Here is a 25678-nt window from a genome sequence, read left to right as displayed (position 1 = left end):
TTCTATCGGAAGTTGTGGAGGGCGCGGAAGATGCGCTCGTTGAAGAACCAGGTCAGCAAGCCCCAGCCCAGCCCGCCGATTGCGCACAGCGGCAGGGCGACGGCGAGCAGCAGCGGGAACTTCGGATGCGCGACGCCGAACTGCACCAGCATCATGATGGCGAGGAAGGCGAACATCAGCCCACCCCAGAACGCCACGCCTTTCAGCAGCACGAAGCGCCACATGCCGCGTGCTCGTATTGTCGGCCAGCGGGTGGCGACCCAGCGTTCGGCGCGCGAACCGTAGTCGGTCACTTCGATGCCAGCCGGGTCGCGCCGTCCAGGCGGATGGTTTCGCCGTTGAGGTAGATGTTGCCGAGGATGTACCCGACCAGGTCGGCGAACTCCTCCGGCTTGCCGAGGCGCGAGGGGAACGGAATCGATGCCGCCAGCGACTGCTGCACGTCGTCCGGCATGCCATCGACCATCGGCGTCCAGAAGATGCCGGGTGCGACCGTCATCACGCGGATGCCGAAACGCGCCAGTTCGCGCGCCATCGGCAGGGTCATGCCGACCACGCCGCCCTTGGAGGCCGAATACGCAGCCTGGCCGATCTGCCCTTCGTAGGCGGCGACCGAGGCGGTGTTGACGATGACGCCGCGCTCGCCGTCGCTGCCGGCCGCGTTGCCCTGCATCTGTTCGGCGCAGGCCTTGGCCACGTTGAAGCTGCCGACCAGGTTGACCATCACCGTGGTCTGGAACTGCGACAGCTTCATCGCGCCATCGCGGCCAAGCACGCGGCCGGCGCCGAGGATCCCGGCGCAGTTCACCGCGACGTTGAGGCCACCGAGGAAGTCCTTGGCCGCGGCGACATTGGCGGCGACGCCGGCTTCGTCGGAGACATCGGTGCGGAAATAGCGCGCGTTGGCCTCGCCGAGTTCGGCGACGGCGGCTGCGCCCTTGTCGTCGTTGACGTCGAAGAGGGCGACCTTGCCACCGTGGGCGACCAGGTGCTGCGCCACCGCGAAGCCGAGGCCGGAGACACCTCCGGTGACCACGGAGAGGGCATTGGAAAGTTGCATGCGGGGTTCCTGCGGGCGGAAACCGCGATTTTACCGAACTGCGATGAGCGAGGGGCCTGCCGCCGGGGGCTGCGGAGAGTGCGCCATGGGTGAGCGCGCGCCATATTGCGCGGCATTGCCGCGCGGCGCACGCGAACGCCGGGCACGCTGTGCCGGGCAGGGTCGGCTTGCCGAGCGCACGTCGGCGATATCGAACAGGACGTTCGCATTGAGCCGCGAGCAGCCCCCGGCGGCAGGCCCGTCGCGGACTATGGCGAAGCGAGGTCGAGCAGGTAGAACGTATTGCAGCCGCCATGCCCGGTCGCGCCCATCGGCCCGTCGATCCGGCGGAAGCCGCTGCGCTCATACAACCGCATCGCCGCGTCCATGCCGGTCAGGGTTTCCAGGTAGCACTGGCGGAAACCGAAGCTTCGCGCCGCCTCCAGGCATGCGGCCATCATCGCCGCACCGGCACCGCTGCCGCGTGCCTCGGGCAGGAAATACATCTTGCGCAGTTCGCAGGTGTCGCCATCGTCGCCGGCCAGCGGTGCGACACCGGCACCGCCGATGACACGGCCGTCGCGTTCGACCACGAAATACGCATGCCGCGGCTCGGCATACGCACGCGACATCCAGTCCACTTCGGGGTCGCTGATCGCGAAGCCGCAGCCGGTCGCGCCGAATTCAGGCATCACCGTGCGGATGATCGCGGCCATCGCGGCATCGTCATCGAGGTGAATCGGTCGAATCGACGTGTTGCCTGGCAGCGCCATACGCTCAGTCCTGTTGCGCGATCACGCGCTTGGCGAATTCGCCCGGCAACAAGCCCGGGGCGAACAGGAACCCCTGGCCGACCTTGACCCCGAGCCTGATCAGGAAATCGCGCTGGGCTTCGGTCTCGATCCCCTCGGCGACCAGGCCCAGTCCCAGGCTGCCGGCGATGCCGGCCACCGCCTGGCAGATCGCCACGTCTGAGGGCTTGCCCGGCACGCCCTTGATGAAAGTCTGGCTGAGCTTCAGCGCATGGATCGGCAGCCGGCGCAGGTAGTTGAGCGCGCTGTAGCCCTCGCCGAAATCGTCGATCGACAATTGCACGCCAAGCCTGCGCAGAGCATCGAACACCGCCAGCGAGTCCGCCGCGTCATCGACCAGCACGCGTTCGGTCAGCTCGAGCTCGAGTGCATGGCCGGGCAGGCCGGCCTCGTGCAGGACCCGCTGCACGCCCTGGCCGAAGTCGTCCGCACCGAACTGCCGGTACGAGACATTCACCGCGACCCGCTGGATCGGCAGGTCCTGCTCGCGCCAGCGACGCATCTGCGCGCAGGCCTCCTGCAGGACCCACTGGCCGATGCGCACGATGTCGCCGGTGGTTTCGGCAAGCTCGATGAACCGGTCCGGGCGCATCTCGCCGAGCTGCGGGTTGCGCCAGCGCACCAGCGCCTCCGCGTAGAGGATGCGGCCGGTGCGCAGGTCGACCTGCGGCTGGTAGACCAGGTGGAACTCGCCCTTGTCGAGCGCGCGGCGCAGCTGTGTTTCGGTCTGCAAACGCTCGTGCTGCCGGCTGGCCAACTCCGGCGAGAACGACTGGAAGCCGTTGCGTTGCCGGCGCTTGCTGTCGTACATCGCCACGTCGGCGCTCTGGATCAGCTGGTTCGGGGTATCGCCATCGTCCGGCGCGCGGGCGATGCCGATGCTGGTGGTGACGTTGAACTCGTCCTTGCCGAGCCGGAACGGTTCGCCGAAGGCCTGCTGGATCTGCTTCGCCAATCGTTGCGGGCGTTCGTGGTCGTCGTCAGCGCGGCATGCCACCAGGAACTCGTCGCCGCCGAAACGCGCGATCAGGCCCTCGGTACCAACCGCGCCGGCAATGCGTTGCGCGGCATCGACCAGCAGGGTGTCGCCGGCGTTGTGGCCCAGCACGTCGTTGACGATCTTGAAGCGGTCCAGGTCGATGTACAGCAGGCACAACCCGGAATGGGCCGGATTGCGCATGCGCAATTCGATCTGTTCGAGGATCGCGTCGCGGTTCATCAGGCCGGTGAGGGCATCGGTCTGCGCCTGCATGCGCAGGGTCTGCTCCGCATGCTTGCGTTCGGTGATGTCCTGCAGGGTGCCGCTCAGGCGGTCGCTGCCCGGATCGTGCGGATCGGGCTCGCCGATCATGCGCACCCAGAACGGCGTGCCATCGGCCTGCGCGCCCTGCAGTTCCAGCTCGAAGCCGGTGCCGTCGCAGATCGATTGCAAGGTGCGATGCAGGCGCTTGCGGTCGTCTTCGAGTAGACACGCGAGGACTTCGTGCATGGACGCGAGCGCGCGGGCGGCACCAAGGATCCGGTGCGCTTCTCTGGTGAGGTAGAGCGCGCCGCTGGCGCGATCCCATTGCCAGCCGCCGATCTGGGCCAGTTCCTGCACGCGGTCGAACAGGGCCTTGTCGCGTTGCAGCTCGGTGATGTCGCTGCTCAGGGTCAGCACCAGCTCCGCATGGTCGGCACCCGGCGCGAACTGCGGCACCGCGGTCACCGACAGCCACAGCAGCCGTTGCGTACTCCGCCGGAACAGGCCGATCACGACGCTGCTGACTGCCTGGCCAGTGGCCAGCGCGCGCGATGCAGGATGCAACTCGAACGGCAGGAAGCGGCCGTCTTCGTCCACCACCAGCCAGTCGTTCCAGTCCGGCTCGCGATGGTTGGAATCGTCGCCGCCGATGCCGTAGATCCGGCTCGCCGCGGCATTCATGTAGTGCACCCGGCCCTGCCGATCCTGCAGGGTGATCGCCTTGTCGATGCCCTCGACCAGGCTGTTGTAGCGGACTTCGGCATCGTGCCGGGCGCTGAGGTCGCGGGCGACCGCGACCATCGCATCCTGGCCGTCATAGAGCAGGTTGGCCGAATGCACTTCCACCGGGAAGCGGCTGCCATCGGCGCGCATGTTGGTGACTTCGATGACGTAGGTTTCGCCGCGATCGAGGGTTTCCAGCACCGGCACCAGGTGGTCGCGCGGCAGGTCCGGGTTCAGCACTTCGATCGGCTGGCCGATGATGTCCTCGCGCGGCCGCTTGTAGGCGCGCATGCCGGCCTTGTTGAGGTCCAGCACGGTGCCGTCGCGGGCCAGCACGCTGACCGGGTCGGGCACCGCGTCGAACAGCGCGCGGTAGCGCAGGTTGCCGGCCTCGATCGTCAGCTGCGCGCCGACCAGCGCATCGCCAGCCTGCAGCAGCAAGGCGTGCATCGCGGGCGACAGGCCGGGATCGGCGGCTGCGTCCCGCAAGGCCAGCGCCAGCGCCTGCGCATCGCTCGATGCCACGTCCGTTGCGGCGGGATGCGGCGGCACGGACGGGGCGTTCATCAGGCCCCCAACGCCTTGCCGACCTTGCTGCCGGTGTCGCGTCCCAACAGGGCGGCCAGCCAGCGGCCGGTCTCGGCCAGCAAGGGCAGGTCGATACCGGTGCGGATGCCCAGTCCGTGCAGCATGTAGACCACGTCCTCGCTTGCCACGTTGCCGCTGGCGCCCTTCGCGTACGGACAGCCGCCGGCACCCGACACCGCGCTGTCCACCACCGCCACGCCTTCTTCCAGGCAGGCCAGCACGTTCGCCAGTGCCTGCCCGTAGGTGTCGTGGAAATGGATCGCCAGCGCCGCCATCGGCACCTCCGCGGCGACCGCTTGCAGCATCGCCCGCGCCTTCACCGGCGTGCCGATGCCGATGGTGTCGCCCAGCGAGATTTCGTAGCAACCCATCGCATGCAGCTCGCGGGCGACCCGCACCACATCGGCCAGCGGTACTTCGCCCTGGTAGGGGCAGCCCAGCACGGTGGAGACGTAGCCGCGCACGCGCACGCCGTCGGCATGTGCCCGTTCCAGCACCGGCCGGAAGCGATCCAGCGACTGCGCGACGGTGGCGTTGGTGTTCTTCAGGTTGAATGCCTCGGAAGCGGCGGTGAACACCGCGACTTCGGCCGCGCCGGCTGCGCGCGCGCGTTCGTAGCCCTGTTCGTTCGGCACCAGCACCGGATACGAAATCCCGGGCGCGCGAGTGATCCCGGCCAGAACCTCTGCGGCATCGGCCATCTGCGGTACCCATTTCGGGCTGACGAACGCAGTGGCCTCGATGCTGCGCAGGCCGGTCTTCGATAACCGATCGATCAGTTCGATCTTGTGGGCGGTGCCGATGTCGATTTTTTCGTTCTGCAGGCCGTCGCGCGGGCCAACCTCGACGATGCGCACGTCCGCGGGAAACCCCATCTCACGGCTCCTGCGCAGGTGCAGGCGTGGCGTCGACGGCCGTGGCGTCTTCGGCCGGAACGCGTCGCAGGATCATCAGCGGCTCGCGCACGAACAATTGCGGATGCTGCCGCAACAGCTTGGCGATGCGTTTGCCATCGCCCGCGATGAAATTGTTGTACGTCGGCTCCTTGGTCTTCAGGCCTTTGGTGTCGGGTCGCGTGCTGGTGCCTTCGATCTTCTTCGCCTTGATCGCTGCGGCGATCCACGCATGGTCGGCGTCGTAGAGGCGCATGCTGTCGCCGTCGCGTTCGTAGCGGAGCAGGGCGGCGCCGCAGTGCGCGTTGCCGTCGCCGACGCAGTCCGGCTTGCCGGAGTCGTTGTGCAACTGCAGGTACTGGCCTGCGCCGGTGTCGATCAGGGTCAGATGCACCGGCTTGGTTTCGCCCTTGGTGGTCGCGCTCCTGCAATCGGCGGCGATCTCCACCACGCCCCGCGGCTTCATCGGGTCATCTGCGGTGCCAACCGGTTCCCAGCGGCCAGGCCAGGCCGGGTCGCAGTCGGTGGTGCTGCCAGTAGGCAGGGACTCGAACACGGTGGTCGAACAGCCGCCGAGGCACAGCAACAGGGTCAGCAAGGCCAGGCAGGCGGTTCGATGCATCGTCATTGCTCCAGTGTCGCCAACACCGCATCGCCCTCGACGAAGTCGCCGGCCTGCGCGCGCACCTCGGCCAGTACGCCATCGCGTGGTGCCTTGAGCGCCAGTTCCATCTTCATCGCCTCGATCACCAGCACCACGTCCCCTGCGCTGACCGCATCGCCCGGCTGCTTCTGCACCACCACCACGCGGCCCGGCATCGGCGCGCGGATGCGGTGTTCAGACGATCCGCCATCGCCGCCTTCACGACGATACACCGCCTCGGCGTGCAGGCGCAGCCGTTGCCGGCCATCGTGGACCAGTACGTCGTCGCCATCCGACAACGCGCGGAAGCGACGCATGTCGCCGTCGATGCGCGCGCTCAGCGCTTCATCATCCAGGCGCGCGCCGGAGACCGTGTGCGATGCACCGTCCAGCTCGATTACGTAATCGCCGCTGTGGCCGCGCGCAACCAGTTCGATCCGCGTCCCGCCCTCGGCGAATGCCAGCCGCCGGCTGCCGCCGTAGCCCAGCCGCCAGCCATCGGCGATCGCCCACGGCGAGCCCGGATCGCTGCCGATCGCGGCGGCGGTGCGCGCATCCGCTTCCTGCGCCAGCAGGCGCGTGGTGGCCGCGGCGAGCAGCAGCACGCGATCGGTCTGCGCAGGCGACAGGAATTCGTCGAGGTGGCGATCCAGGTAGCCGGTGTCGATGCTGCCGCCGACCACCGCCGGATGCCGCACCAGCCGCTCCAGGAACGCGATGTTGGATTTCGGGCCGGCGATCTCGCAGGCGGCCAGCGCCTCGCGCATGCGGGCGAGGGCGCGCGGGCGATCCTCGTCCCATACGATCAGCTTGGCGATCATCGGGTCGTAGAAGATCGTCACGGTGTCGCCTTCGACCACGCCGGAATCGATACGCACATTGCGTGATGGCATAGGCAAACGCAGCGTCTGCAACGTGCCGGAGCCGGGCAGGAAGCCGGCGTCCGGATCTTCGGCATACAGCCGCACTTCGATGGCGTGGCCCTGCTGTTCGATCTGCTCCTGCGTCAACGGGAGTTTCTCGCCGGCGGCGATCCGCAGCTGCCATTCGACCAGGTCCAGCCCGGTGACTTCCTCGGTGACCGGATGCTCCACCTGCAGCCGCGTGTTGATCTCCATGAAATAGAAACCGCCGTCGGCACCGACGATGAATTCGACGGTCCCGGCGTTCGCGTAATCGATCGCATGCGCCGCCTGCACCGCGGCCGCGCCCATTTTTGCGCGCAGCTCGGGAGTGAGGAACACCGAGGGCGATTCTTCCAGCACCTTCTGGTAGCGACGCTGCGCCGAGCATTCGCGTTCGTTGAGGTGGAGTGCGCCGCCATGCGAATCCCCGAACACCTGGATCTCGATGTGCCGCGGATGCTCGATGTAGCGCTCCAGCAGCACGCGGTCGCGGCCGAAGGCGTTGCGTGCTTCGCGCTGGCAGCTTTCAAGGTTCGGCAGGAATTCGTCGTGCGTGCGCACTATGCGCATGCCCTTGCCGCCGCCGCCGTGCGCGGCCTTGATCATCAGCGGATAGCCCATGGCGTCGGCTTCGCGCTGCAACAGATCGGGCGACTGGTCTTCGCCGGTGTAACCCGGCACCACCGGCACGCCGGCCGCCGCCATCAGATCCTTGGCACCGGCCTTGCTGCCCATCTTGCGCATCGACGCGCCGGACGGGCCGATGAAGGCGATGCCGGCGGCGAGCACTGCATCGGCGAAATCCGCGTTCTCGGACAGGAAGCCGTAACCCGGATGAATCGCCTGCGCGCCGCTCTTCTTCGCGACCTCGATGATCGCCTCGCCGCGCAGATAGCTGTCCTGCGGACGCGCGCCACCGATGTGGTGCGCTTCGTCTGCCAGGCGCACGTGCTGCGCGTCGGCATCGGCGTCGGAGAACACCGCAACGGTGCGGATGCCGAGCTTGCGCGCGGTGCGGATCACCCGGCAGGCGATCTCGCCGCGGTTGGCGATGAGGATGGTGTGGAACATCAGGCGCTGGCGTCCGGCAGGTGGCAGACCGCTTCGACGTTGTGTCCGTCGGGGTCCAGCACGAACGCGCCGTAGTAATCCGGGTGGTAATGCGGGCGCAGGCCGGGCGCGCCGTTGTCGCGACCACCGGCAGCGAGCGCGGCGGCATGGAAGGCATCGACCTTCGCGCGGCTGTCGACGGCGAAGGCGACATGCGTGTGCTGCCCGGGCGCGCCGTCATCGCCGAACCAGAAGTACGGCTTGCCCTGGTGGCCGAAGCCCGCGGCCTTGGCGCCGGCGATCTCTTCCTGCGGCACTTCCATGATCAGGCCGATGCCCAGCGGTGCCAGCGCCTGCGTGTAGAACGCGAGGCTGCGTGCGTAATCGGAAACGGGGATGCCTACGTGGTCGAGCATGGCGTTACTCCGTGATCCAGCGCGGCTTGCGCTTGTCGAGGAAGGCGGACAGGCCTTCCTGGCCTTCCGGTGACACGCGCAGGCGGGCGATCAGGCTGGCGTTGTCGGCGTCGTGCTTCGCGCCATCGGCATGCGCGCAGACATCGCGCACGAGGGCTTTCGCGTTGGCGCTGGCGACCGGGCCGGCTTTCAGCAACAACTCGATTTGCCGCTGCACGGCGGTATCCAGCGCGGTCGGATTGACCACGTCGTGCAGCAGGCCGATGCGCAGGGCTTCATCCGCATCGAACAGTTCCGCGGTCGCGAAATAGCGTCGCGCGTTGCGTGCGCCGATCGCGGCGATGACGTAGGGCGAGATCACGGCTGGTAGTAGTCCGAGCCTGCTTTCGGTCAGGCCGAACTTCGCGCCGCGCGCGGCGATGGCGATGTCGCAGCAGGCCACCAGGCCCACGCCGCCACCAAACGCCGAACCTTGCACGGCGGCGATGGTCGGTTTCGGCAGTTCGTCCAGCGTGCGCATCAGACGGGCAAGGGCGAGCGAGTCGGTGCGGTTATCGGCCTCGCTGGCGGCGGCCATGCCACGCATCCAGTTCAGATCCGCTCCAGCGGAGAACGAAGTGCCTTCGGCCTCCAGCACCAGCACGCGAATCGCGGTGTCGGCGGCGACCTCGTCCAGTGCGGCGGTCAGTCCCGCGATCAGCGCGGCATCGAAGGCGTTGTGCACCTGCGCGCGGGCCATCCGCAGGCGGGCGACCTGCCCATCGCGGTGCAATTGCAAGGGTTCGCTCATGCGGGATCCGGCAAGCCTGGCGCGGGTGAATGCGCATGATAACCGCCGGCGCGCGCCAGCCCGGCGTTGCGTCGGTGCGATGCTACAATCGAGAACAATTCCCATTTGGCTCTAGCCCGCCCGCGACCGATGACTCTGACCGAACTCACCCGGCGTACCCCAGCCATCGTCGACAGCGTCGAAGAGCGCATGCCCAACGACCCCATTGCGCGTCGCCTGCGCGAACTCGGATTCGTGGCTGGCGAGCAAGTCGTGGTGGTCGCGGCCGGGCCGTTCGGTGCGGAACCGTTGCTGGTGCAGGTCGGCTTCACTCGTTTCGCCTTGCGTCGCGCCGAGGCCGCGCGCGTGCGCCTGCGCACGCTGCATTCGGGCAATGCGGGAGTCGCCGCATGAACGCCGCTGTCGCAACGCCGCGCATTGCGCTTGTCGGCAACCCGAACTGCGGCAAGACCGCCTTGTTCAACCTGCTGACCGGCAGTCGCCAGAAGGTCGCGAACTACGCTGGCGTTACCGTGGAGCGCAAGGAAGGCCGCCTGCATGCGCCGTCCGGCAAGCACTACGCGGTGCTCGACCTGCCGGGCGCGTACAGCCTCAATGCCGCGAGCCTGGACGAGGCGGTCACCCGCGACCTGATCCGCGGCTTCTATCCGGGCGAGGCCGCGCCGGACCTGCTGGTCTGCGTGGTCGACGCCACCAATCTGCGCCTGCACCTGCGCTTCGTGCTGGAACTGCGCGCCGTCGGCAAGCCGATGCTGGTCGCGCTGAACATGGCCGATGCGGCGAAGCGGCGCGGCATCGACATCGACATCGAAGCGCTGCAGCGCGAGTTGGGCTTGCCGGTGGTCGAGACCGTGGCAGTGCGCAGCGGTGGTGCCGATGCGTTGCTTGCCAGGCTGGATGGCGTGGTTGCGCACCCACACGCCGACGTCACCACATTGCCCGAAGGCACCGATCTGCACGAGGAAACGCGCCGACTGCTGGCGGCCGCGGTGCGCATGCCTGCGCGCACGGCGAGGATCGACGACGCACTCGACCGCTGGCTGCTGCATCCGCTGTTCGGATTGCTGACCCTGGCGGTGGTGATGTTCCTGATCTTCCAGGCGGTGTATGCCTGGGCTACGCCGGTCATGGATCTGATCGACGCCGGCACGGTTGCCCTGGGCGAGTGGGTCGGTACGCGAATGCCCGACGGGCCGCTCAACAGCCTGCTGGTGGACGGCATCATTGCCGGACTTGGTGGGGTGATCATTTTCCTGCCGCAGATCCTGGTGTTGTTCGCCTTCATCCTGGCGCTGGAGGAATCCGGCTACCTGCCACGTGCCGCGTTCCTGCTGGATCGGATGATGGCTGGCGCCGGCCTGTCCGGGCGCAGTTTCATCCCGCTACTGTCCAGCTTCGCCTGTGCGATCCCGGGGATCATGGCCACGCGCAGCATCCAGGATCCGCGCGACCGGTTGGCGACGATCCTGGTCGCACCACTGATGACCTGCTCCGCGCGTTTGCCGGTGTACGCCTTGTTGATCGGTGCGTTCATCCCGTCGCGCGAGGTGTGGGGCGGCTTCAACCTGCAGGGCCTGGTGCTGTTTGCCCTGTACATGGCCGGCATCTTCAGCGCGCTGGCGGTGTCGTGGGTGATGAAGAAGTGGCGCAGCGACAAGGGCGAGCATCCGTTGATGCTGGAGTTGCCGTCCTACCGATTGCCCAACCCGCGCGACGTCCTCATCGGCTTGTGGGAACGCGCGCTGATCTTCCTCAAGCGCGTGGGCGGGATCATCTTCGCCCTCACCGTGTTGCTGTGGGTGCTGCTGACATTCCCGGCCGCGCCGGCGGACGCGACCATGCCGGCGATCGACTACAGCTTCGCCGGCCGCATCGGCCATGCAATGACCGCGGTGTTCGCGCCACTCGGTTTCAACTGGCAGATCTGCATCGCCCTGATCCCGGGCCTGGCGGCGCGCGAGGTCGCGGTGTCCTCTCTCGCCACCGTCTATGCATTGTCCGCGGTGGACGACGATGCCGCCGCGCAGGCGCTGACGCCGCTGATCACCGATGGCTGGTCGCTGGCCACCGGCCTGTCGTTGCTGGTCTGGTTCATCTACGCGCCGCAGTGCCTGGCCACGTGGGCGGCGATCAAGCGCGAGACCGGCTCATGGAAGACGATGGCGCTGGCTGCCGGCTACCTGTTCGTGCTGGCCTACCTGGCCTCGTTCGTGACCTATCGGGTCGCGGTGGCACTGGGTGGCGGCTGAGCGATGGATGCTGGCCTGCTCGCGCAGTACCTGATCATCGCGCTGGTGACGATTCTCAGCGTTGTGATCGTCGCGCGCTCGCAGTTCCCGGCGGCCACCCGCAAGCTGCGCATCGCCATCGCGTTGCCGTTGCTGCGCGATGGCATGCCGGGGTGGGTGAAGGCGTTGGGTCGTCGGCTCGCGCCCGCGCCGCGCGGTGGTGGAGCAGCCTGCGGCGGTTGCAGCAGCTGCGACTAGCGATACGAGGTCGAGCGTGGCGGGCTCGCTTCGTGGCTCGAAATGCCGCTGCGCGATTACCCGCTGCTCTCGTCGTGGTTACGGGACTCAGTGCCTCAGTCGCCGCTTGCCGGGCGACGCCGGCACCGCTTCCACGCTGACTTCGAAGCTGCGTGACTCGCCGGGGAAGACCGCACCGACGCCGGCCACGTGGCGGCTGATTTCCTCGCCGCGTTCATTGCGGATGACGATCACCATCGAGTATTCGAACGCGCCGTCATCCGGCGCGCTCACGGTGCCTTCCACCTTCAACGGCACGAAACGCTGGGCGGCGTCGCTGGCCGGCGCATCGAACTTCAGGTGCCCGCGGCATGCCGGACAGACCGACGAGCTTTCCAGGATCGTGGCCTTGCAGTGTGGGCAGGTCCGCGTCGCGCCTGCCGTGCCAGGGCGGACGGCGCTCATGCAGCGCCGGCGCTCTCCACTTTGTCGGTCTTGTCCAGAGAATCCGGCTTGGCAACGGACTTGCCGTCCTTGTCCCAGCCGCACTCGACATGGCCGCGGATGCGCGAGCCCGCCGCGACGGTGAGCGTGCCAGCCTTGAGGTCGCCGTTGATCACGCCGCTCTGCTGCAGTTCGACCTGCTGCGCGGAATGGATGTTGCCGTCCAGTTCGCCGGCCAGGGTGACCTTGTTCGCGGCCACGCCGCCGGACACTTTGGCACCGGGTTCGATGGTGAGGTTGCCCTGCACCTTGACGTCGCCCTTGAACTTGCCGGCGATGCGGACGTGGCCGCTGCCTTCGATCTTGCCTTCGATGGTGAGGTCGGCTGCGATCACCGATTCGCGGGCCGCGGCACCGTTGTCCACCGAACGGATCGGCGCGGGCGCAGCAGGAACCGCTGCAATCGGCTCGGGCGTCGGGGCGGGTGTCGGCGCCGGAGAGGCGAGGTCGAAACGGGAGGGCTCATTGGCCTTGGGGGCCGGGGTCGGGTCTTTCCAGATAGCCATCGAACGTGACTCCACGGGGGTGGCCGTCGAGGCTATCACCGATTTGCGATGATTTCCTGCATGAATCCGGGAGGAAGCTGGCGCAAGTGCCTGAGCGCGATGGAAGTCACAGCTTCGGTCACATCCGGAATACGCCGAAGCGCGTCCGATCTTCGATCGGCGCATTGAGCGACGCAGACAATCCCAAACCCAGCACCCGGCGGGTATCGGCGGGATCGATGATGCCGTCGTCCCATAGCCGTGCGCTGGCGTAGTACGGATTGCCCTGGGTTTCGTACTGCTCGCGGACGGGGGCCTTGAAGGCCTCTTCCTCGTCGGCGCTCCAGCTGCCGCCCTTGGCTTCGATGCCGTCGCGCCTGACCGTAGCCAGCACGCTTGCTGCCTGTTCGCCGCCCATCACGCTGATCCGCGCGTTTGGCCACATCCACAGGAAGCGCGCGCCATAGGCACGGCCGCACATCGCATAGTTGCCGGCACCGAAACTGCCGCCGATCACCACGGTGAATTTCGGCACGTGCGAACAGGCGACCGCGGTCACCATCTTCGCGCCGTCCTTGGCGATGCCGGCCTGCTCGTATTTCTTGCCGACCATGAAACCGGTGATGTTCTGCAGGAACACCAGCGGGATGCCGCGCTGGTTGCACAGTTCGATGAAGTGCGCGCCCTTCAGCGCGGACTCCGCGAACAGGATGCCGTTGTTGGCGACGATCCCGACCGGATAGCCATGCAGGTGGGCGAAGCCGGTGACCAGGGTCTTGCCGTAGCGCGCCTTGAATTCCTGGAAGTCGCTGCCATCGACGATGCGCGCGATTACCTCGCGGATGTCGAACGGACGCCGCGCGTCCTTCGGGACGATGCCGTACAGCTCCTCGGTCGCGAACATTGGCTCACGCGACGGTTGCGTGGCGACCGGAAGCACCTTGTTGCGGTTGAGCGTGCCGACGATGCCGCGCGCGATCTCCAGCGCATGGCGGTCGTCCTCGGCGAAATGATCGGCGACCCCCGACATGCTGGTGTGGACGTCGGCGCCACCGAGGGTTTCGGCATCCACCACCTCGCCGGTGGCGGCCTTCACCAGCGGCGGGCCGCCGAGGAAGATCGTGCCCTGTTCCTTGACGATGATCGACTCGTCGCACATCGCCGGCACATACGCGCCGCCTGCGGTGCAACTCCCCATGACGACGGCGATCTGCGGGATGTTTTCCGCGCTCATCCGCGCCTGGTTGTAGAAGATCCGGCCGAAATGCTCGCGATCCGGGAAGACCTCGTCCTGCAGCGGCAGGAACGCGCCGCCGGAATCGACCAGGTAGACGCAGGGCAGGCGGTTCTCGCGGGCGATCTCCTGCGCGCGCAAATGCTTCTTGATGGTCATCGGGAAATAGGTGCCGCCCTTGACCGTGGCGTCGTTGGCGACAATCACCACTTCCTGGCCCATCACCCGGCCGATGCCGCAGACCATGCCGGCGGCGGGTGCGGCATCGTCGTACATGCCTTCGGCGGCGAGCGGGGCGATTTCCAGGAATGGCGAACCCGGATCGAGCAGGGCGTCGATGCGCTCGCGCGGCAACAACTTGCCGCGCTCGGTGTGCTTGACGCGCGCCTTACCGCCACCGCCGTCCGCGGCGCGGGCGAGGCGACGGTCGAGTTCGGCGACCAGGTCGCGATGCCAGGCGGCGTTGTCGAGGAAATCCTGCGAACGGGGGTCGATCTGCGAAGTCAGCGCGGGCATGCGGTCATCGACGATACGGACAATGCGAAAGCATAACCGCTGCGGTGGATCGGTCCGCCGAAGCGCATGACGCCAGAAAGAGAAAGGCCCGCCGAAGCGGGCCTTTCCGGATACAACAAAGCGAAGAAGATTACTTCTTGGCTTCGGCGGCAGCGGCTTCGGCCTTGTCGGCGGTCGCAGCAGCCGAGTCGGCAACGGCATTGGCGGCGTCGGCGGTGGCGTCGGCAGCGGCAGCGGTGGCTTCGTTGGCGGCAGCGGCGGCGGCATCGGCAGCGCCTTCGACGGCAGCGGCGGTTTCGCCAACGGCTTCGCCGGTGGCGGCGGCAGCGGCGTCGACGCCAGCAGCGGCGGCGTCGCCAGCGGCGGCAGCGGCGTCACCAGCGGCAGCGGCGGCCGTGTCGGTCGCGGCAGCGGCGTCGGCAGCGGCGTCCTGGGCGGTCGCGGTTTCATTCTTGCAGGCCGACAGAGCGAGGACGCCAGCGGCGAGGAGCACGTAAAGCTTGGTGTTCATGGAAATCTCCTGGGTAGGGGTTGTCTGAAATGCAACGGGTTCGGATCAGGCAACGCCAGTGCGCTTGGCGATCCGGCGCAGGTGGCCGGCGGGGCGTTCACTGACTCACAACAGCCCCGGTGATTTGGGGCACGAAAAAGCCGTCGGCGTACCGACGGCTTCTCCGATACTACAGTAACGCTCCGGCGAGTGGCCTCGCCAGCCCGATTACTTCTTCTCTTCAGCCGAAGCAGCAGCGTTCTCGGCAGCAGCAGCAGCCTGCTCGGCCGAATCAGCGGCGTCCATGGCGGCATCGGCAGCGTCGCCGGCAGCAGCGGTACCGGCAGCAGCGGCAGTCGCGTCGGCCGAAGCGGCGGCAGCGTCAGCAGCGGTCGCGGCGGTGTCGGCAGCGGCCTGGGCAGCTTCGGCGGTGGCGGCGTCGCCAGTGGCAGCGGCGGCGTCAGCGGCGGCAGCGGCTTCGCCGGCAGCGGCGGTGGCGTCGGCGGCGGCGTCGGCAGCCTGCTCCTGGTTGCTGCAAGCGGTCAGGGCCAGGCCCAGCGCCATCGCCAGCAGGATCTTGTTGATGGACATGATGCGTATTCCTCGTCTATGAATAGGGTGTTTTGAGAACGCGCATACTGCGCGCCGGTAACATGATGACAAGCCCGTGTCGCGTGTCAAGCGGCTGGCCGGTTTTTTTTGAATCGGCCGTTCACCGCCTAACGGGACTTTTACACCAGCTCGATGGCCAGGGCGACCGCTTCGCCGCCGCCGATGCACAGCGATGCCACGCCGCGCTTGCCACCCCGGGCCTGGAGCGCATTCAGCAAGGTCACCAGCAGGCGTGCGCCGGAAGCGCCGATCGGGTGGCCCAAGGCCAGCGCCCCGCCATTCACATTCAGCTTCTCATGCGCGATACCGAGGTCGGTCATCGGTGCCATGGCCACGCAGGCGAAGGCCTCGTTGACCTCGAACAGATCCACGTCGGCCACCGACCAGCCGGCCTTGGCCAGCACGTTCTGCAGGGCGGTGACCGGGGCGGTGGTGAACCATTCCGGTGCCTGCGCGTGGGTGGCATGGGCGACGATGCGCGCCAGCGGGGTCGCGCCGGCAGCTGCGGCGGCATCGGCCGACATCACCACCAGCGCGGCGGCACCGTCGGAAATCTTCGACGAGGACGCCGCGGTCAGCACGCCGTCCTTGCCAAAGGCCGCGCGCAGGTCGGGGATCTTCGACGGATCGATCTTGCCCGGCTCCTCGTCCTTGTCGACCACCAACTCGCCCTTGCGGGTCTTGACGGTGACCGCGGTGATTTCGCCAGCGAATGCGCCACTCGCCTGCGCGGCCTGGGCGCGCTTGACACTTTCGGCGGCGAAGGCGTCGACCGCCGCGCGGTCGTAGCCGTACTTGGCGCAGGCTGCATCGCCGAACACGCCCATCGCCTTGCCGTCGTCGGGATTGGTCAGGCCGTCCCAGGCCATGTGGTCGAGCAGTTCGCCATTGCCGAAGCGGATGCCGGTGCGCGAGCCGTTGAGGAGGTGCGGCGCATTGGTCATCGATTCCATGCCACCAGCGACAACCGCCTTCGCGGAGCCGGCCTTGATGATGTCGTGGGCCAGCATCACCGCCTTCATGCCGGACCCGCAGACCTTGTTGATGGTGGTGCAGCCGGCGGCATCGGGGATGCCGGCCGCGCGCGAGGCCTGTCGTGCCGGGGCCTGGCCCAGGCCGGCCGGCAGCACGCAGCCCATGATCACTTCGTCGATCTGGTCGGCATTTACGCCGGCCTGCGCCAGCGCGCCCTGGATCGCGGCGGTCCCCAACGTCGGCGAGGGAACGCCGGTGAACTGGCCGAGGAAGGAACCGATGGCGGTGCGCTTGGCACCGACGATGACGACGTCGCTCATTGGGGGGCTCCGGGCCGGTTGGCCGTTTGGGTCGAGTTCCCGATTATGGCGCGAAACCGCGATCCATGCTGCGCTGCCGCATCCGTGGCCGATTCAGTTTTTCGGCGTTGCGGAAACGGCTTGCCGGGCATACAACACGCGGAGGGTGCATGAGGCTGGCGAGGGACCGGCGGCGCACCGAAGGAACGACCATGAACCAGCATCCCGATTGCATCCTCAGCGAGCGCCGGCTCGCGCGCGCCTTCCTTCCCTGCGCGATCGCGCTGGCCCTGGCGGCCTGCGGTGGGGGTGGTGGCAGCAACGTGCGGCCCAGCCCGCCCGCGCCTCCGGTCACGCCGGGCGGCAATGCCCTGGATTTCACGCCGACGGTGGCGAACGACAGCGGCATCGTGGTGAATCCGCCGACCCTTGCGGCATTGCCCGCAGCTCTTGCGTTCGATCCGCAGCTCGGCGTGCAGATGCAGGTGATCAATGCCGGTGCATCGCTGGCCGCGGGCGCACGCGGTGCCGGCGTCGGTATCGGAATTCTCGACACAGGCGTGCGCCGGAACCATCCGCAGCTCAGTCCGCGTGTCACTTACAACGAGTTCTACCTGAACTCCCCGCCGAACAATCCCAATGTGGACTATGTGAAGGAGCACGGCACCTGGGTGGCCTTGACTGCGGCTGGATCGGCAGTGGGGCGATGGCCGGGCGGTGTCGCGCCGGCAGCAACCATCGTGTCCGGGCGCTTTCTCTCCGATGTCTCGCCGCCAGATGATGGGTCGGGGCAAGGCAATGAGATCAGTACGGCGGACGCGAGTGGGTTCGCGGAGTTCCTCGATGACGTCCATGCAGACCTGCACGCGCATGGCGCGCGGATCATCAACAACTCCTGGGGTGGCGTCTATTTCCAGGACGATTCATCCGGTGCGGCGGCGATGGCGGCGGGCTATACCGATTTCATCCTCAACAAGAACGGCTTGATCGTCTTCGCCAATGGCAACTATGGCCGCGACGATCGCTATCGCGCTGATCCGTCCGATACCTCATCGTTGCCCACGCTGGCACCGTCATTCGGCTTGGAGCGTGGCTGGCTGACGGTGGCGGCGCTCGATCCGGACAACCCGACCCAACTGCTGGCATTTTCGCAGTACTGCGGTCGTTCGATGAATTACTGCCTGTCTGCACCGGGAGCGGTGTATGTCGTCGGTGCATCGCCGCCGGATAGCAACGACGAGACCACCGATGACGACAAGGTCTATCGGGTGCAAGGCACTTCGTTTGCAGCACCTCTGGTATCTGGTGCGGCGGCGGCGGTGTGGTCGATGTTCCCCTATTTCAATAATGACCTGGTGCGCCAGACGATCCTCGGGACAGCGCGGGACATCGGTGCCACGGGCGTGGACCAAGTGTTCGGCTGGGGTGTGTTGGATGTAGGCAAGGCGATCAACGGTCCCGCCAATTTCGCCTGGGGCGATTTCAGCGTGTCGTTCAGCGGCAACTCGGTGTGGCGCAATCCGATCATCGGCAGCGGCGGCCTCATCAAGGGCGGGAGCGGCAACCTGACCCTGGCCGAAGCCGCGAACTTCACCGGTGCCACGCGCGTGGATGCCGGCGGTCTCGACGTGCGCAAGGGCTTGCGCTCCAACCTCGGCATCGCCAACGGTGCAACGGTCTGGGGCAGCGGCACCTTCGGTGGCAACGTCAGCAACAACGGTCGCTTCTACAGCGGTGCCAGCAGTCCGGCCAGCATCAGCGGAAATTTCCTGCAGTCTTCGACCGGCAACCTGGGCGTGTGGCTGGGGAGCAGCCTGCGGGTGACCGGCACCGCCACCATCGACGGGCAGATGTCCATCCTTGGCGTGAAGTCCGGCTACACCACCACCGCCAAGGAAACCCTGCTAAACGCGACCGGCGGCGTGACCGGCACGTTCTCCGCGCTCAGGGCTGCGCCGAATGTGTTCCTGGATGCCAGCCTGGCCTATGACCCCAACAACGTCTTCCTCAACATCAACCGCATCAACGTGGCCACCGCGGTCGCGGGGATGAGCCTGTCCACGATCACCCAGGTCTCGGCGGCACGGGTGGAATCGGCGATGACCGCGATCGACGGCCAGTTGGCCGACAACCTGCCGATGGGCATCGGCAGCGCCTTCATCGATGCCGCAGGAGCCTTGCAGCAGTCGTCCAGCGTCGCCAATGCGGACGTCTCGCTGCGAAGCCTGTCGGGCCAGCTGCACGGCGCGTCGGCGGCGATGACCTTCGATGCGATCGATGCCGGGCGTCGTGCACTGAACGGTCGGCTCGACGCGCTGTCGCATGCGCCTCAGGCCGCGGGCGGTTGGTACCGAGACCTGTCCAGCGGCGGCACCCTGGCGCAGGGCGGCTTCGACAGCGTCGGCATCGATGCCGCGGGCGAGATGATCGGCAACGACTGGCGCGTCGGCAGCAACGCCATCGTCGGCATCGCCATGAACCGGATGGAGCAATCCAGCTGGTTGAGCGATTTCGGCGACCGCAGCCGCGGGCGCCAGCGCGAGCTGCAGGTGTACGCGTCGGCTTGGCATGGCGACTGGTACGGACAGGCGCAACTGGCATCCGGTTCCTTCCAGCGGCAGATGCAGCGCAACCTGTTGCTGGGCGCGATGCAGGATGCGGTGGCGACGCAGCTGTCGGGCGACTACGTCGGCGCGTTCGGCGAGATCGGCCGTCGTTTCGATGCGGGCGGGATCACGCTGACGCCGTATGTCGGCAGCCAGTACGTGCAGATCGCCAACGATGGTTTCAGTGAAGGCGGCGCGAGCGGTTTCGGTCTGCGCGCGAAGGCGTGGGACAGCACGCGCTGGCAGGGCTTCGCCGGCCTGCGTGCGGCGCGTGGCTGGCGAGTGGGCGACATCGACCTGCGCGCGGACGCCCGTGCCGAATGGCAGCGCACGTTGTCGGCCGACGGATTCGCGTTCGATGCCAGCTACACCGGGCTGCAACAGTGGGCGCCGTTGCAGGGGATCGGGCTGGCTGATCTCGGGCGCCTGCTTGGCGCAGGCTTGTCGGCGAACATCGGCAACCGTGCGACGTTCCGCTTCGACCTCAGCCGCCGTTCGAGCCCGGTCGGCGACAACGCGCTGGCGTCGTTGCAGGCATTCTGGCGATTCTGAAAATGCTCGTCATCCCGGCGAAAGCCGGGATCCAGCACTTCCTGGCAAACGCTGGATACACAGACACAAGCTCTGCGAAGAGATGCCGGCTTTCGCCGGGATGACGGCTATGAGTCTCAGGAATTCCCTGCGAACAGCTCGCGTCCGATCAGCATGCGGCGGATTTCGTTGGTGCCCGCGCCGATCGCGTACAGCTTGGCGTCGCGGAGGATCCGGCCGGTCGCGTACTCGTTGATGTAGCCGTTGCCGCCGAGCGCCTGGATGCCTTCCAGCGCGACCTGCACGGCAGCGTCCGATGCATGCAGCAGGCAGCTGGCGGCGTCGATGCGGCTCTTGTGGCCGGCGTCGTAGTCGCGTGCGACCTGGTAGGCGAAGGCGCGCGACGACTGCAGCGCGGTGTACATGTCGGCGATCTTGGCCTGCATGATCCCGAAGGTGCCGATCGCCTGGCCGAACTGGCGACGGTCGCGCACGTAGGGCAGGGCGAGGTCCATCGCGGCCTGCATCAGCCCGATGGGGCCGCCGCTGAGTACCAGCCGCTCGGTGTTCAGGCCGCTCATCAACACGCGCACCCCGTTGTTGAGATCGCCGAGGATGTTCTCCGCGGGGATCTCGCAATTTTCGAATACGAGCTCGCAGGTATTGCTGCCGCGCATGCCCAGCTTGTCCAGCTTCTGCGCGGTGGAAAACCCCTTCATGCCTTTCTCGACGATGAAGGCGGTCATGCATTTGCTGCCCAGCTCGCGGCTGGCGGTGCGCATGTAGACGATGAGGACGTCGGCCTCGGGGCCGTTGGTGATCCACATCTTGTTGCCGTTGGCGACCCACATGCCGTTCTTCAATTCGGCGCGGCAGGACATCGAGCCGACCACGTCGGAGCCCGCGCCGGGTTCGCTCATCGCCAGCGCGCCTTTCCACTCGCCGCTGCACAGCTTGGGCAAATACTTCGCGCGCTGTTCGGCATTCCCGTTGGCGTAAAGATTGTTGACGCAGAGATTCGAGTGCGCGCCGTAGCTCAGCCCGACCGAGCCCGACGCGCGGCTGATTTCCTCCATCGCCACCAAGTGGGCGAGGTAACCCATCTCGCTGCCACCGAACTCGCCCGGCACGGTGATGCCGAGCAGGCCCATCTCGCCCAACTTCGGCCACAGGTCCTGCGGGAAGGCATTGTCTTCGTCGATCTGCGCAGCACGCGGCGCGATCTCGTTGTCGGCGAAGCGGCGGACCGCCTCGCGCAGGGCATCGATGTCTTCGCCGAGGGGAAATGGACGCATTACGAACCTCGTTTCTGTTGGATTCCCACAGCCCCCTTTGGTAAAGGGGGCGCCGCGACAGCGGCGGGGATTTGGAGGGACATAGCGGGACCCGAAGTTTGTGCAACAAACTTTGGGCTGATCCAGGCGCAGCCTGGATCAATGCCCGCGAATCCTGCCCTGGAAGCGCGGCTGCGCGCGACCCAGCGGCAGCTTGAGCTTGCCGATCGTGGTGATGCGCTCCTCGGCCAGGCGGTCGGCGGCCTGGTAGGTCGGCACGCCGTCGCGGTCGCTGATTTCGTAGATGCGGGTGAGGTTGTGGTAGATCGTGCGCATCATCCGCATCGCGCGCTCGCGGTTGTAGCCATCGAGTTCCAGCGCCACGTTCATCACGCCACCCGCGTTCACCGCGTAGTCCGGCGCGTAGAGGATCCCGCGGCGCGCGACTTCGTCGCCGATCGCGTTGTTGGCCAGCTGGTTGTTGGCCGCGCCGCAGATGACCTTGGCCTTGATGCGGGGCAGGGTTTGCTCGTTGACGGTGCCGCCGAGCGCGCAGGGCGAATACACATCGGCCGGCACATCGTAGATCTCGTCCAGGCCCACCGCTTCCGCGCCGTATTCGTTCACGGCCTTGTCGACCAGCGCCTTGTTGATGTCGGTGACGAAGAGCTTGGCACCGCGTTCCTTCAACAGCTTCACGTACTCCATGCCGACGTGGCCCAGGCCCTGCACGGCGTAGGAATACTTGCCGACGTCCTCGTCGCCGTACTTCTTGTTGAGCGTCGCCATCAGACCCTGCAGGGTGCCGTAGGCGGTGAACGGCGAGGGATCGCCGGAACCGCCATGCACCTGGTGCACGCCGGTCACGTACTCGGTCTCGCGGTACACGTATTCCATGTCGTTGACATCGATGCCGACGTCCTCGGCGGTGATGTAGCGGCCGCCCAGCGATTCCACGAACTGGCCGAACGCGCGGAACAGCGCCTCGGACTTGTCGGTGGCCGGGTCGCCGATGATCACCGCCTTGCCGCCGCCGATGTTCAGGCCGGCGACCGCGTTCTTGTAGGTCATGCCACGGCTCAGGCGCAGCACGTCGTTCAGCGCTTCCGCCTCGGTCTTGTACGGCCACATGCGGGTGCCGCCCAGGGCCGGGCCCAGCACGGTGTTGTGGATGGCGATGATCGCCTTCAGGCCTGCGTCCTTGTTGTGGCAGAACACGACCTGTTCATGGCCGTAGGTATCGAGGGTTTCGAAGATCATTGCGGGAACTCCAGCCGGAACCGCTCGCGTGTCGCGATGGCGCCGACGGTCTGGAAGGGACGGAAACGGATGTGATGTGCTCGTCTGCACCGGATGCGGCAAGGCCGGCGGCGCAGGGCGCGCATTCTAAGCCATCGACATTGCCGGGGCTTGAATACGCCGTGGTACGGAGCTGGCATGCCGCGCCACTGCAGCCGGGTACGGCATAGAAAAATAAATCGACGTGGGCTGCATCCGCGCCGCGCCAGTGCCCGTAAGCACGGTCATCGGGACGAATGCCGGGCAAGCGGGGGGCGCTTGCGGTTCGGTCCAGGGGGAACACCATGAACCGATTCCGCGCCGTCGCCGGGGCCATTGCCTTGGGCGGATTGATGGCCTGTGCCACCGCGCCTGCACCCGAGCGCCCGTCGCCGGCAATGGCCGATGCCGCGCCTGTCGCGGCTGCGCCGGCACCGTCGCCAGCACCGGTGCAGGTACCCGAAGCGGTCGCGCCCGCGCCTGCGGCCGCCATGCCCGAGGCCGTCGAGCAGCATGTCGCCGCACCCGCACCCGCACCCGCACCCGTGCCCGTGCCCGTGCCGGTCAAGCCTGCGCCCGCGCGCAAGCCACCTCCGCCCAAGCCGGTAGCCAAGCCAGCGCCGCCGAAGGCGGACGCCAAGCCCGTCGCCATCGGCAGCAGCGTGAGCGGTCGCCTGGAACTGGTCGCGGGATCGGCCGGCGCGGTCATGCCCGGTGAGCTTGCAGACGGCCTGGTGTATTTCCTGCCCAAGGCCGGTGCGCCCAAGCCGAAACCCGGCACGTTCACCATCGATACCCGCAGCAAGGGCTTCTCGCCGGCACTGCTGGTGGTGCCGCAGGGCAGCACGGTCCGCTTCCCCAACCGCGACACGATCCTGCACAACGTGTTCTCGCGTACGCCGGGCAGCACCTTCGACTTCGGTCACTACGGTCCCGGCGAAAGCAAGCAATACGTGTTCAACAAACCCGGGCTGGTGATCGTCAACTGCAACGTCCACCACAACATGCGCGCCGACGTGGTGGTCCTGTCCACGCCGTACTACACGCGGCCGGACCGCAACGGTCGCTACACGCTGGCGGGCTTGCCGGCGGGACCGGGCACGCTGGTGTTCTGGCATCCGCGCGCGCAGGCGCAGTCGGTCGCGGTGGCCATGCCGGTGGCCGCGCCGGTGACGCGCCGCATGACCGCGATCCGTCCCGCACGTCGGGAGCACTGAGCCATGTCGGCGATCCACGGCACCCGCATCCGCATCCTCCTGGCGCTGGCCATCGTGCTGCCGGCGCTGCTCGCGCTGTTGGCCTTGCAGTTCGCCCGCGATGATGCGCGCGAGGCCTCGCGCACGCTGGCGACCCTGGCCAAGACCCAGCAACTGGTCGAGGACCAGTCCAATCGCAATCTCACCATTCGCGGTGAGTTGATCGCCGGCAACCAGGCGGTGGTGGCCTACATGACCCAGGCGCTGGGCAGCCTGCTGCCGGGCGAGGCCGTGGACTATTCCTCGATCGTCGACCTGCTGGAAGAGCGCCGCTCGCAGCTGGATCTCGACCTGGCCGCGGTGGTGGCTGCCGATGGCCGCGCGCTGGCGGTGACCGATGCGTATGCGGAAGGCCACGACTTCGCCAACGATCCGGTGTTCGTCGAGGCGAAGAAGACGCAGTCGGTGGGCACCGGCCTGTGGCGCGACGGCGAGCGCCTGCTGCACGTGGCGATGCTGCCGCTGGCCCGCTACAACGCCGGCGATGCCTACCTGCTGGTCGCCGAAGAAGTCGATCAGGCTTACGTGAAGACCATCGCCGGAATCGCGGCGGCGGATGTCGCGCTGGTGGCGTCGTCCGCCTCCGGACGTCCGGTCGTGCTGGCCTCGACCTTGCCAGCTACCGATGCCGATGCCTTGTCGAGGTCGATCGCGGAATCGCCTGCCGATGACGCCTCATCGGCAGGCCACCTGGGCCTGGCCGCGGGGTCGTCGCAGGCGCAGTTTGCGCCGTTGTTCGGCAACAAGGAGGTGCGCGTGGTGCAGATCGCGCGGCGCATGCCGTTGTCCGCCACGCTGGCCGCGCATGTTCCCAGCGTCCTGCTCGCCCTGCTGTCGCTGGCGGGATTACTTGCCGCGATCGTCTGGTACGGCCGCCGTGTCGCAAGTCCGTTGCAGGCGCTGGAGCGCCTGCTGGAGCGGGCCGCGACCACCCCGGATCGCAACCTGCACATGGACCAGGCGGGCAGCACCGACGTGAACCGTGTGGCTGCCGCCTTCAACCAACTCATGGCCAAGAGCCAGCAGGCGGATCGCCATGACTGACCTGCAACCCGCTACCCAACGTTCTTCCACGGAGATCCCGATGACATCTGCCTGCCATGCCGAGCGAACGCATCGCCTGACCGCGCTTTCGCTCGCCTGTGCCAGCTTGCTGCTGCTCGGCAGCGGCGTCGCATCCGCGCAGGACGCTGCCGCGCTCGATGCCCCGGCAGACGAACCTTCACTGCAGGATCCGCCGCCCGCGCCCAGCGGCAAGCTGCTGTTGACCGGTGGCGTGACCCAGGTCGAAGGCGCGGCTGGTGGCGGCCTTGCGCCCTGGGCGGTGATCGGCGGCCAGGGCACCCGCGACCAGATCGGCGGCAGCGCCTACTACACCCGGGTCGATGTGGGCGATTACGCACTGGACAGCTATGGCGCGCTGGTTGGCCTCCACGACCGGGTCGAAATCAGCGTGGCGCGGCAGGCATTCGACACCCGCGCGGTGGGCACCGCACTGGGCTTGGGGCAGGGTTACGTGATCCGCCAGGACATCGTCGGAGTGAAGGTGAAACTCGCCGGCGATGCAGTGCTGGAGCAGGACCGCTGGATGCCGCAACTGGCGATCGGCCTGCAGCACAAGCGCAACAACCGCGGCGCGTTGTTGTCGGCGATCGGCGCGAAGGACGACAGCGGCACCGATGTCTATCTCAGCGCGACCAAGCTCTATCTCGACCAGAGCCTGCTGCTGAACACCACGTTGCGGTTCACCAAGGCCAACCAGTTCGGCATCCTCGGCTTCGGCGGCGATCGCAACGACAGTTACAAGCCGCAGCTCGAAGGTTCCGCCGCATTCCTGCTCAATCGCCACGTGGCGGTTGGCGCGGAATTCCGCAGCAAGCCCAACAACCTGGGCATCGCCCGCGAAGACAACGCCTGGGACGCCTTCGTGGCGTGGGCACCGAACAAGCACGTTTCGCTGACCGTGGCCTACGTGGACCTCGGCAACATCGTCATCCGCGACAACCAGCGTGGCTGGTACGCCTCGCTGCAAGTCGGCTTCTGAACATGGA

The 25678-nt window shown here is 67.3% G+C and carries 24 protein-coding genes; 7 read left to right on the top strand and 17 right to left on the bottom strand.

Annotated elements, in window-relative coordinates; all coding sequences use genetic code 11:
- Positions 1-2 precede the first annotated feature (2 nt).
- The 9 genes from H9L16_RS14475 to H9L16_RS14435 form a co-directional block, all read right to left on the bottom strand.
- A complete protein-coding gene (locus H9L16_RS14475) occupies positions 3-293 on the bottom strand; it encodes a hypothetical protein (protein WP_187552350.1) in 291 nt (96 codons plus the stop codon).
- Positions 290-1060 carry an SDR family NAD(P)-dependent oxidoreductase gene (locus H9L16_RS14470; protein ID WP_187552349.1) on the bottom strand — a complete coding sequence of 257 codons (771 nt, stop codon included), beginning with the start codon at positions 1058-1060 and terminating at the stop codon, positions 290-292. The genes H9L16_RS14475 and H9L16_RS14470 overlap by 4 nt, the downstream gene beginning before the upstream one ends.
- Positions 1061-1308: 248 nt before the next feature.
- Entirely contained in the window at positions 1309-1755 is a 447-nt protein-coding gene (locus H9L16_RS14465) for a GNAT family N-acetyltransferase (RefSeq protein WP_229796477.1), read from the bottom strand.
- 61 nt (positions 1756-1816) lie between these two features.
- On the bottom strand, positions 1817-4384 hold the full coding sequence (locus tag H9L16_RS14460) for a sensor domain-containing protein (RefSeq protein ID WP_229796476.1): 2568 nt from the start codon (positions 4382-4384) through the stop codon (positions 1817-1819).
- The gene (locus tag H9L16_RS14455) at positions 4384-5280 is read right to left on the bottom strand and encodes a hydroxymethylglutaryl-CoA lyase (protein WP_187552347.1); all 897 of its coding nucleotides are present in this window, start codon (positions 5278-5280) and stop codon (positions 4384-4386) included. Before H9L16_RS14455 ends, H9L16_RS14460 begins: the two co-directional genes overlap by 1 nt.
- 1 nt (position 5281) lies before the next feature.
- A complete protein-coding gene (locus tag H9L16_RS14450) occupies positions 5282-5926 on the bottom strand; it encodes a hypothetical protein (RefSeq protein WP_187552346.1) in 645 nt (214 codons plus the stop codon).
- Entirely contained in the window at positions 5923-7917 is a 1995-nt protein-coding gene (locus H9L16_RS14445; RefSeq protein WP_187552345.1) for an acetyl/propionyl/methylcrotonyl-CoA carboxylase subunit alpha, read from the bottom strand. The genes H9L16_RS14450 and H9L16_RS14445 overlap by 4 nt, the downstream gene beginning before the upstream one ends.
- Complete coding sequence (locus H9L16_RS14440) at positions 7917-8312, bottom strand: VOC family protein (RefSeq protein ID WP_187552344.1); 396 nt, start codon at positions 8310-8312, stop codon at positions 7917-7919. Before H9L16_RS14440 ends, H9L16_RS14445 begins: the two co-directional genes overlap by 1 nt.
- A gap of 4 nt (positions 8313-8316) precedes the next feature.
- Entirely contained in the window at positions 8317-9102 is a 786-nt protein-coding gene (locus tag H9L16_RS14435; protein ID WP_187552343.1) for an enoyl-CoA hydratase-related protein, read from the bottom strand.
- A 129-nt stretch (positions 9103-9231) separates the two neighbouring features.
- Here H9L16_RS14435 and H9L16_RS14430 point away from each other — a divergent pair, with 129 nt between their 5' ends.
- Genes H9L16_RS14430 through H9L16_RS14420 form a run of 3 tightly spaced genes read left to right on the top strand, consistent with a single transcriptional unit; the run spans position 9232 to position 11588 of the window.
- A complete protein-coding gene (locus H9L16_RS14430; RefSeq protein WP_187552342.1) occupies positions 9232-9495 on the top strand; it encodes a FeoA family protein in 264 nt (87 codons plus the stop codon).
- Positions 9492-11351, top strand: coding sequence for a ferrous iron transporter B (feoB, locus tag H9L16_RS14425; protein ID WP_187552341.1), 1860 nt, complete (start codon positions 9492-9494; stop codon positions 11349-11351). Before H9L16_RS14430 ends, feoB begins: the two co-directional genes overlap by 4 nt.
- A gap of 3 nt (positions 11352-11354) precedes the next feature.
- On the top strand, positions 11355-11588 hold the full coding sequence (locus H9L16_RS14420; protein ID WP_187552340.1) for a DUF6587 family protein: 234 nt from the start codon (positions 11355-11357) through the stop codon (positions 11586-11588).
- An 87-nt stretch (positions 11589-11675) separates the two neighbouring features.
- On the opposite strand, the gene H9L16_RS14415 is transcribed toward H9L16_RS14420, so the two are convergent.
- From H9L16_RS14415 to H9L16_RS14390, 6 genes are all read right to left on the bottom strand, one after another.
- Positions 11676-12032: a hypothetical protein gene (locus tag H9L16_RS14415; RefSeq protein ID WP_187552339.1), complete on the bottom strand. Its 357-nt coding sequence runs from the start codon at positions 12030-12032 to the stop codon at positions 11676-11678.
- Positions 12029-12577 carry a bactofilin family protein gene (locus H9L16_RS14410; RefSeq protein WP_187552338.1) on the bottom strand — a complete coding sequence of 183 codons (549 nt, stop codon included), beginning with the start codon at positions 12575-12577 and terminating at the stop codon, positions 12029-12031. Before H9L16_RS14410 ends, H9L16_RS14415 begins: the two co-directional genes overlap by 4 nt.
- 118 nt (positions 12578-12695) lie before the next feature.
- Positions 12696-14306 carry a carboxyl transferase domain-containing protein gene (locus H9L16_RS14405; protein WP_187552337.1) on the bottom strand — a complete coding sequence of 537 codons (1611 nt, stop codon included), beginning with the start codon at positions 14304-14306 and terminating at the stop codon, positions 12696-12698.
- A 130-nt stretch (positions 14307-14436) separates the two neighbouring features.
- Positions 14437-14817, bottom strand: a complete 381-nt coding sequence (locus H9L16_RS14400; protein WP_187552336.1) for a hypothetical protein — start codon at positions 14815-14817, stop codon at positions 14437-14439.
- 207 nt (positions 14818-15024) lie between these two features.
- Entirely contained in the window at positions 15025-15387 is a 363-nt protein-coding gene (locus H9L16_RS14395; RefSeq protein ID WP_187552335.1) for a hypothetical protein, read from the bottom strand.
- A gap of 140 nt (positions 15388-15527) precedes the next feature.
- The gene (locus H9L16_RS14390) at positions 15528-16703 is read right to left on the bottom strand and encodes a thiolase family protein (RefSeq protein ID WP_187552334.1); all 1176 of its coding nucleotides are present in this window, start codon (positions 16701-16703) and stop codon (positions 15528-15530) included.
- Positions 16704-16894: 191 nt separating this feature from the next.
- Between H9L16_RS14390 and H9L16_RS14385 the strand changes: the two genes are divergently transcribed.
- Positions 16895-19840 carry a S8 family serine peptidase gene (locus H9L16_RS14385; RefSeq protein WP_187552333.1) on the top strand — a complete coding sequence of 982 codons (2946 nt, stop codon included), beginning with the start codon at positions 16895-16897 and terminating at the stop codon, positions 19838-19840.
- 116 nt (positions 19841-19956) lie between these two features.
- On the opposite strand, the gene H9L16_RS14380 is transcribed toward H9L16_RS14385, so the two are convergent.
- Positions 19957-21114 carry an isovaleryl-CoA dehydrogenase gene (locus H9L16_RS14380; protein WP_187552332.1) on the bottom strand — a complete coding sequence of 386 codons (1158 nt, stop codon included), beginning with the start codon at positions 21112-21114 and terminating at the stop codon, positions 19957-19959.
- Positions 21115-21252: 138 nt separating this feature from the next.
- On the bottom strand, positions 21253-22353 hold the full coding sequence (locus tag H9L16_RS14375; protein ID WP_187552331.1) for a Glu/Leu/Phe/Val dehydrogenase: 1101 nt from the start codon (positions 22351-22353) through the stop codon (positions 21253-21255).
- 323 nt (positions 22354-22676) lie between these two features.
- Here H9L16_RS14375 and H9L16_RS14370 point away from each other — a divergent pair, with 323 nt between their 5' ends.
- The 3 genes from H9L16_RS14370 to H9L16_RS14360 are packed head-to-tail and all read left to right on the top strand — an operon-like array spanning position 22677 to position 25671.
- Complete coding sequence (locus H9L16_RS14370; protein WP_187552330.1) at positions 22677-23588, top strand: cupredoxin domain-containing protein; 912 nt, start codon at positions 22677-22679, stop codon at positions 23586-23588.
- 3 nt (positions 23589-23591) lie between these two features.
- A complete protein-coding gene (locus tag H9L16_RS14365) occupies positions 23592-24671 on the top strand; it encodes a hypothetical protein (protein WP_187552329.1) in 1080 nt (359 codons plus the stop codon).
- Positions 24664-25671, top strand: coding sequence for a DUF3034 family protein (locus H9L16_RS14360; protein ID WP_233449395.1), 1008 nt, complete (start codon positions 24664-24666; stop codon positions 25669-25671). Before H9L16_RS14365 ends, H9L16_RS14360 begins: the two co-directional genes overlap by 8 nt.
- The last annotated feature ends 7 nt before the right edge of the window (positions 25672-25678 follow it).

This window comes from Thermomonas carbonis (assembly GCF_014396975.1).
GTDB lineage: Bacteria > Pseudomonadota > Gammaproteobacteria > Xanthomonadales > Xanthomonadaceae > Thermomonas > Thermomonas carbonis.
Note: the sequence above shows the minus strand (reverse complement) of the source record. Positions and strands in the feature narration are given on the sequence as shown.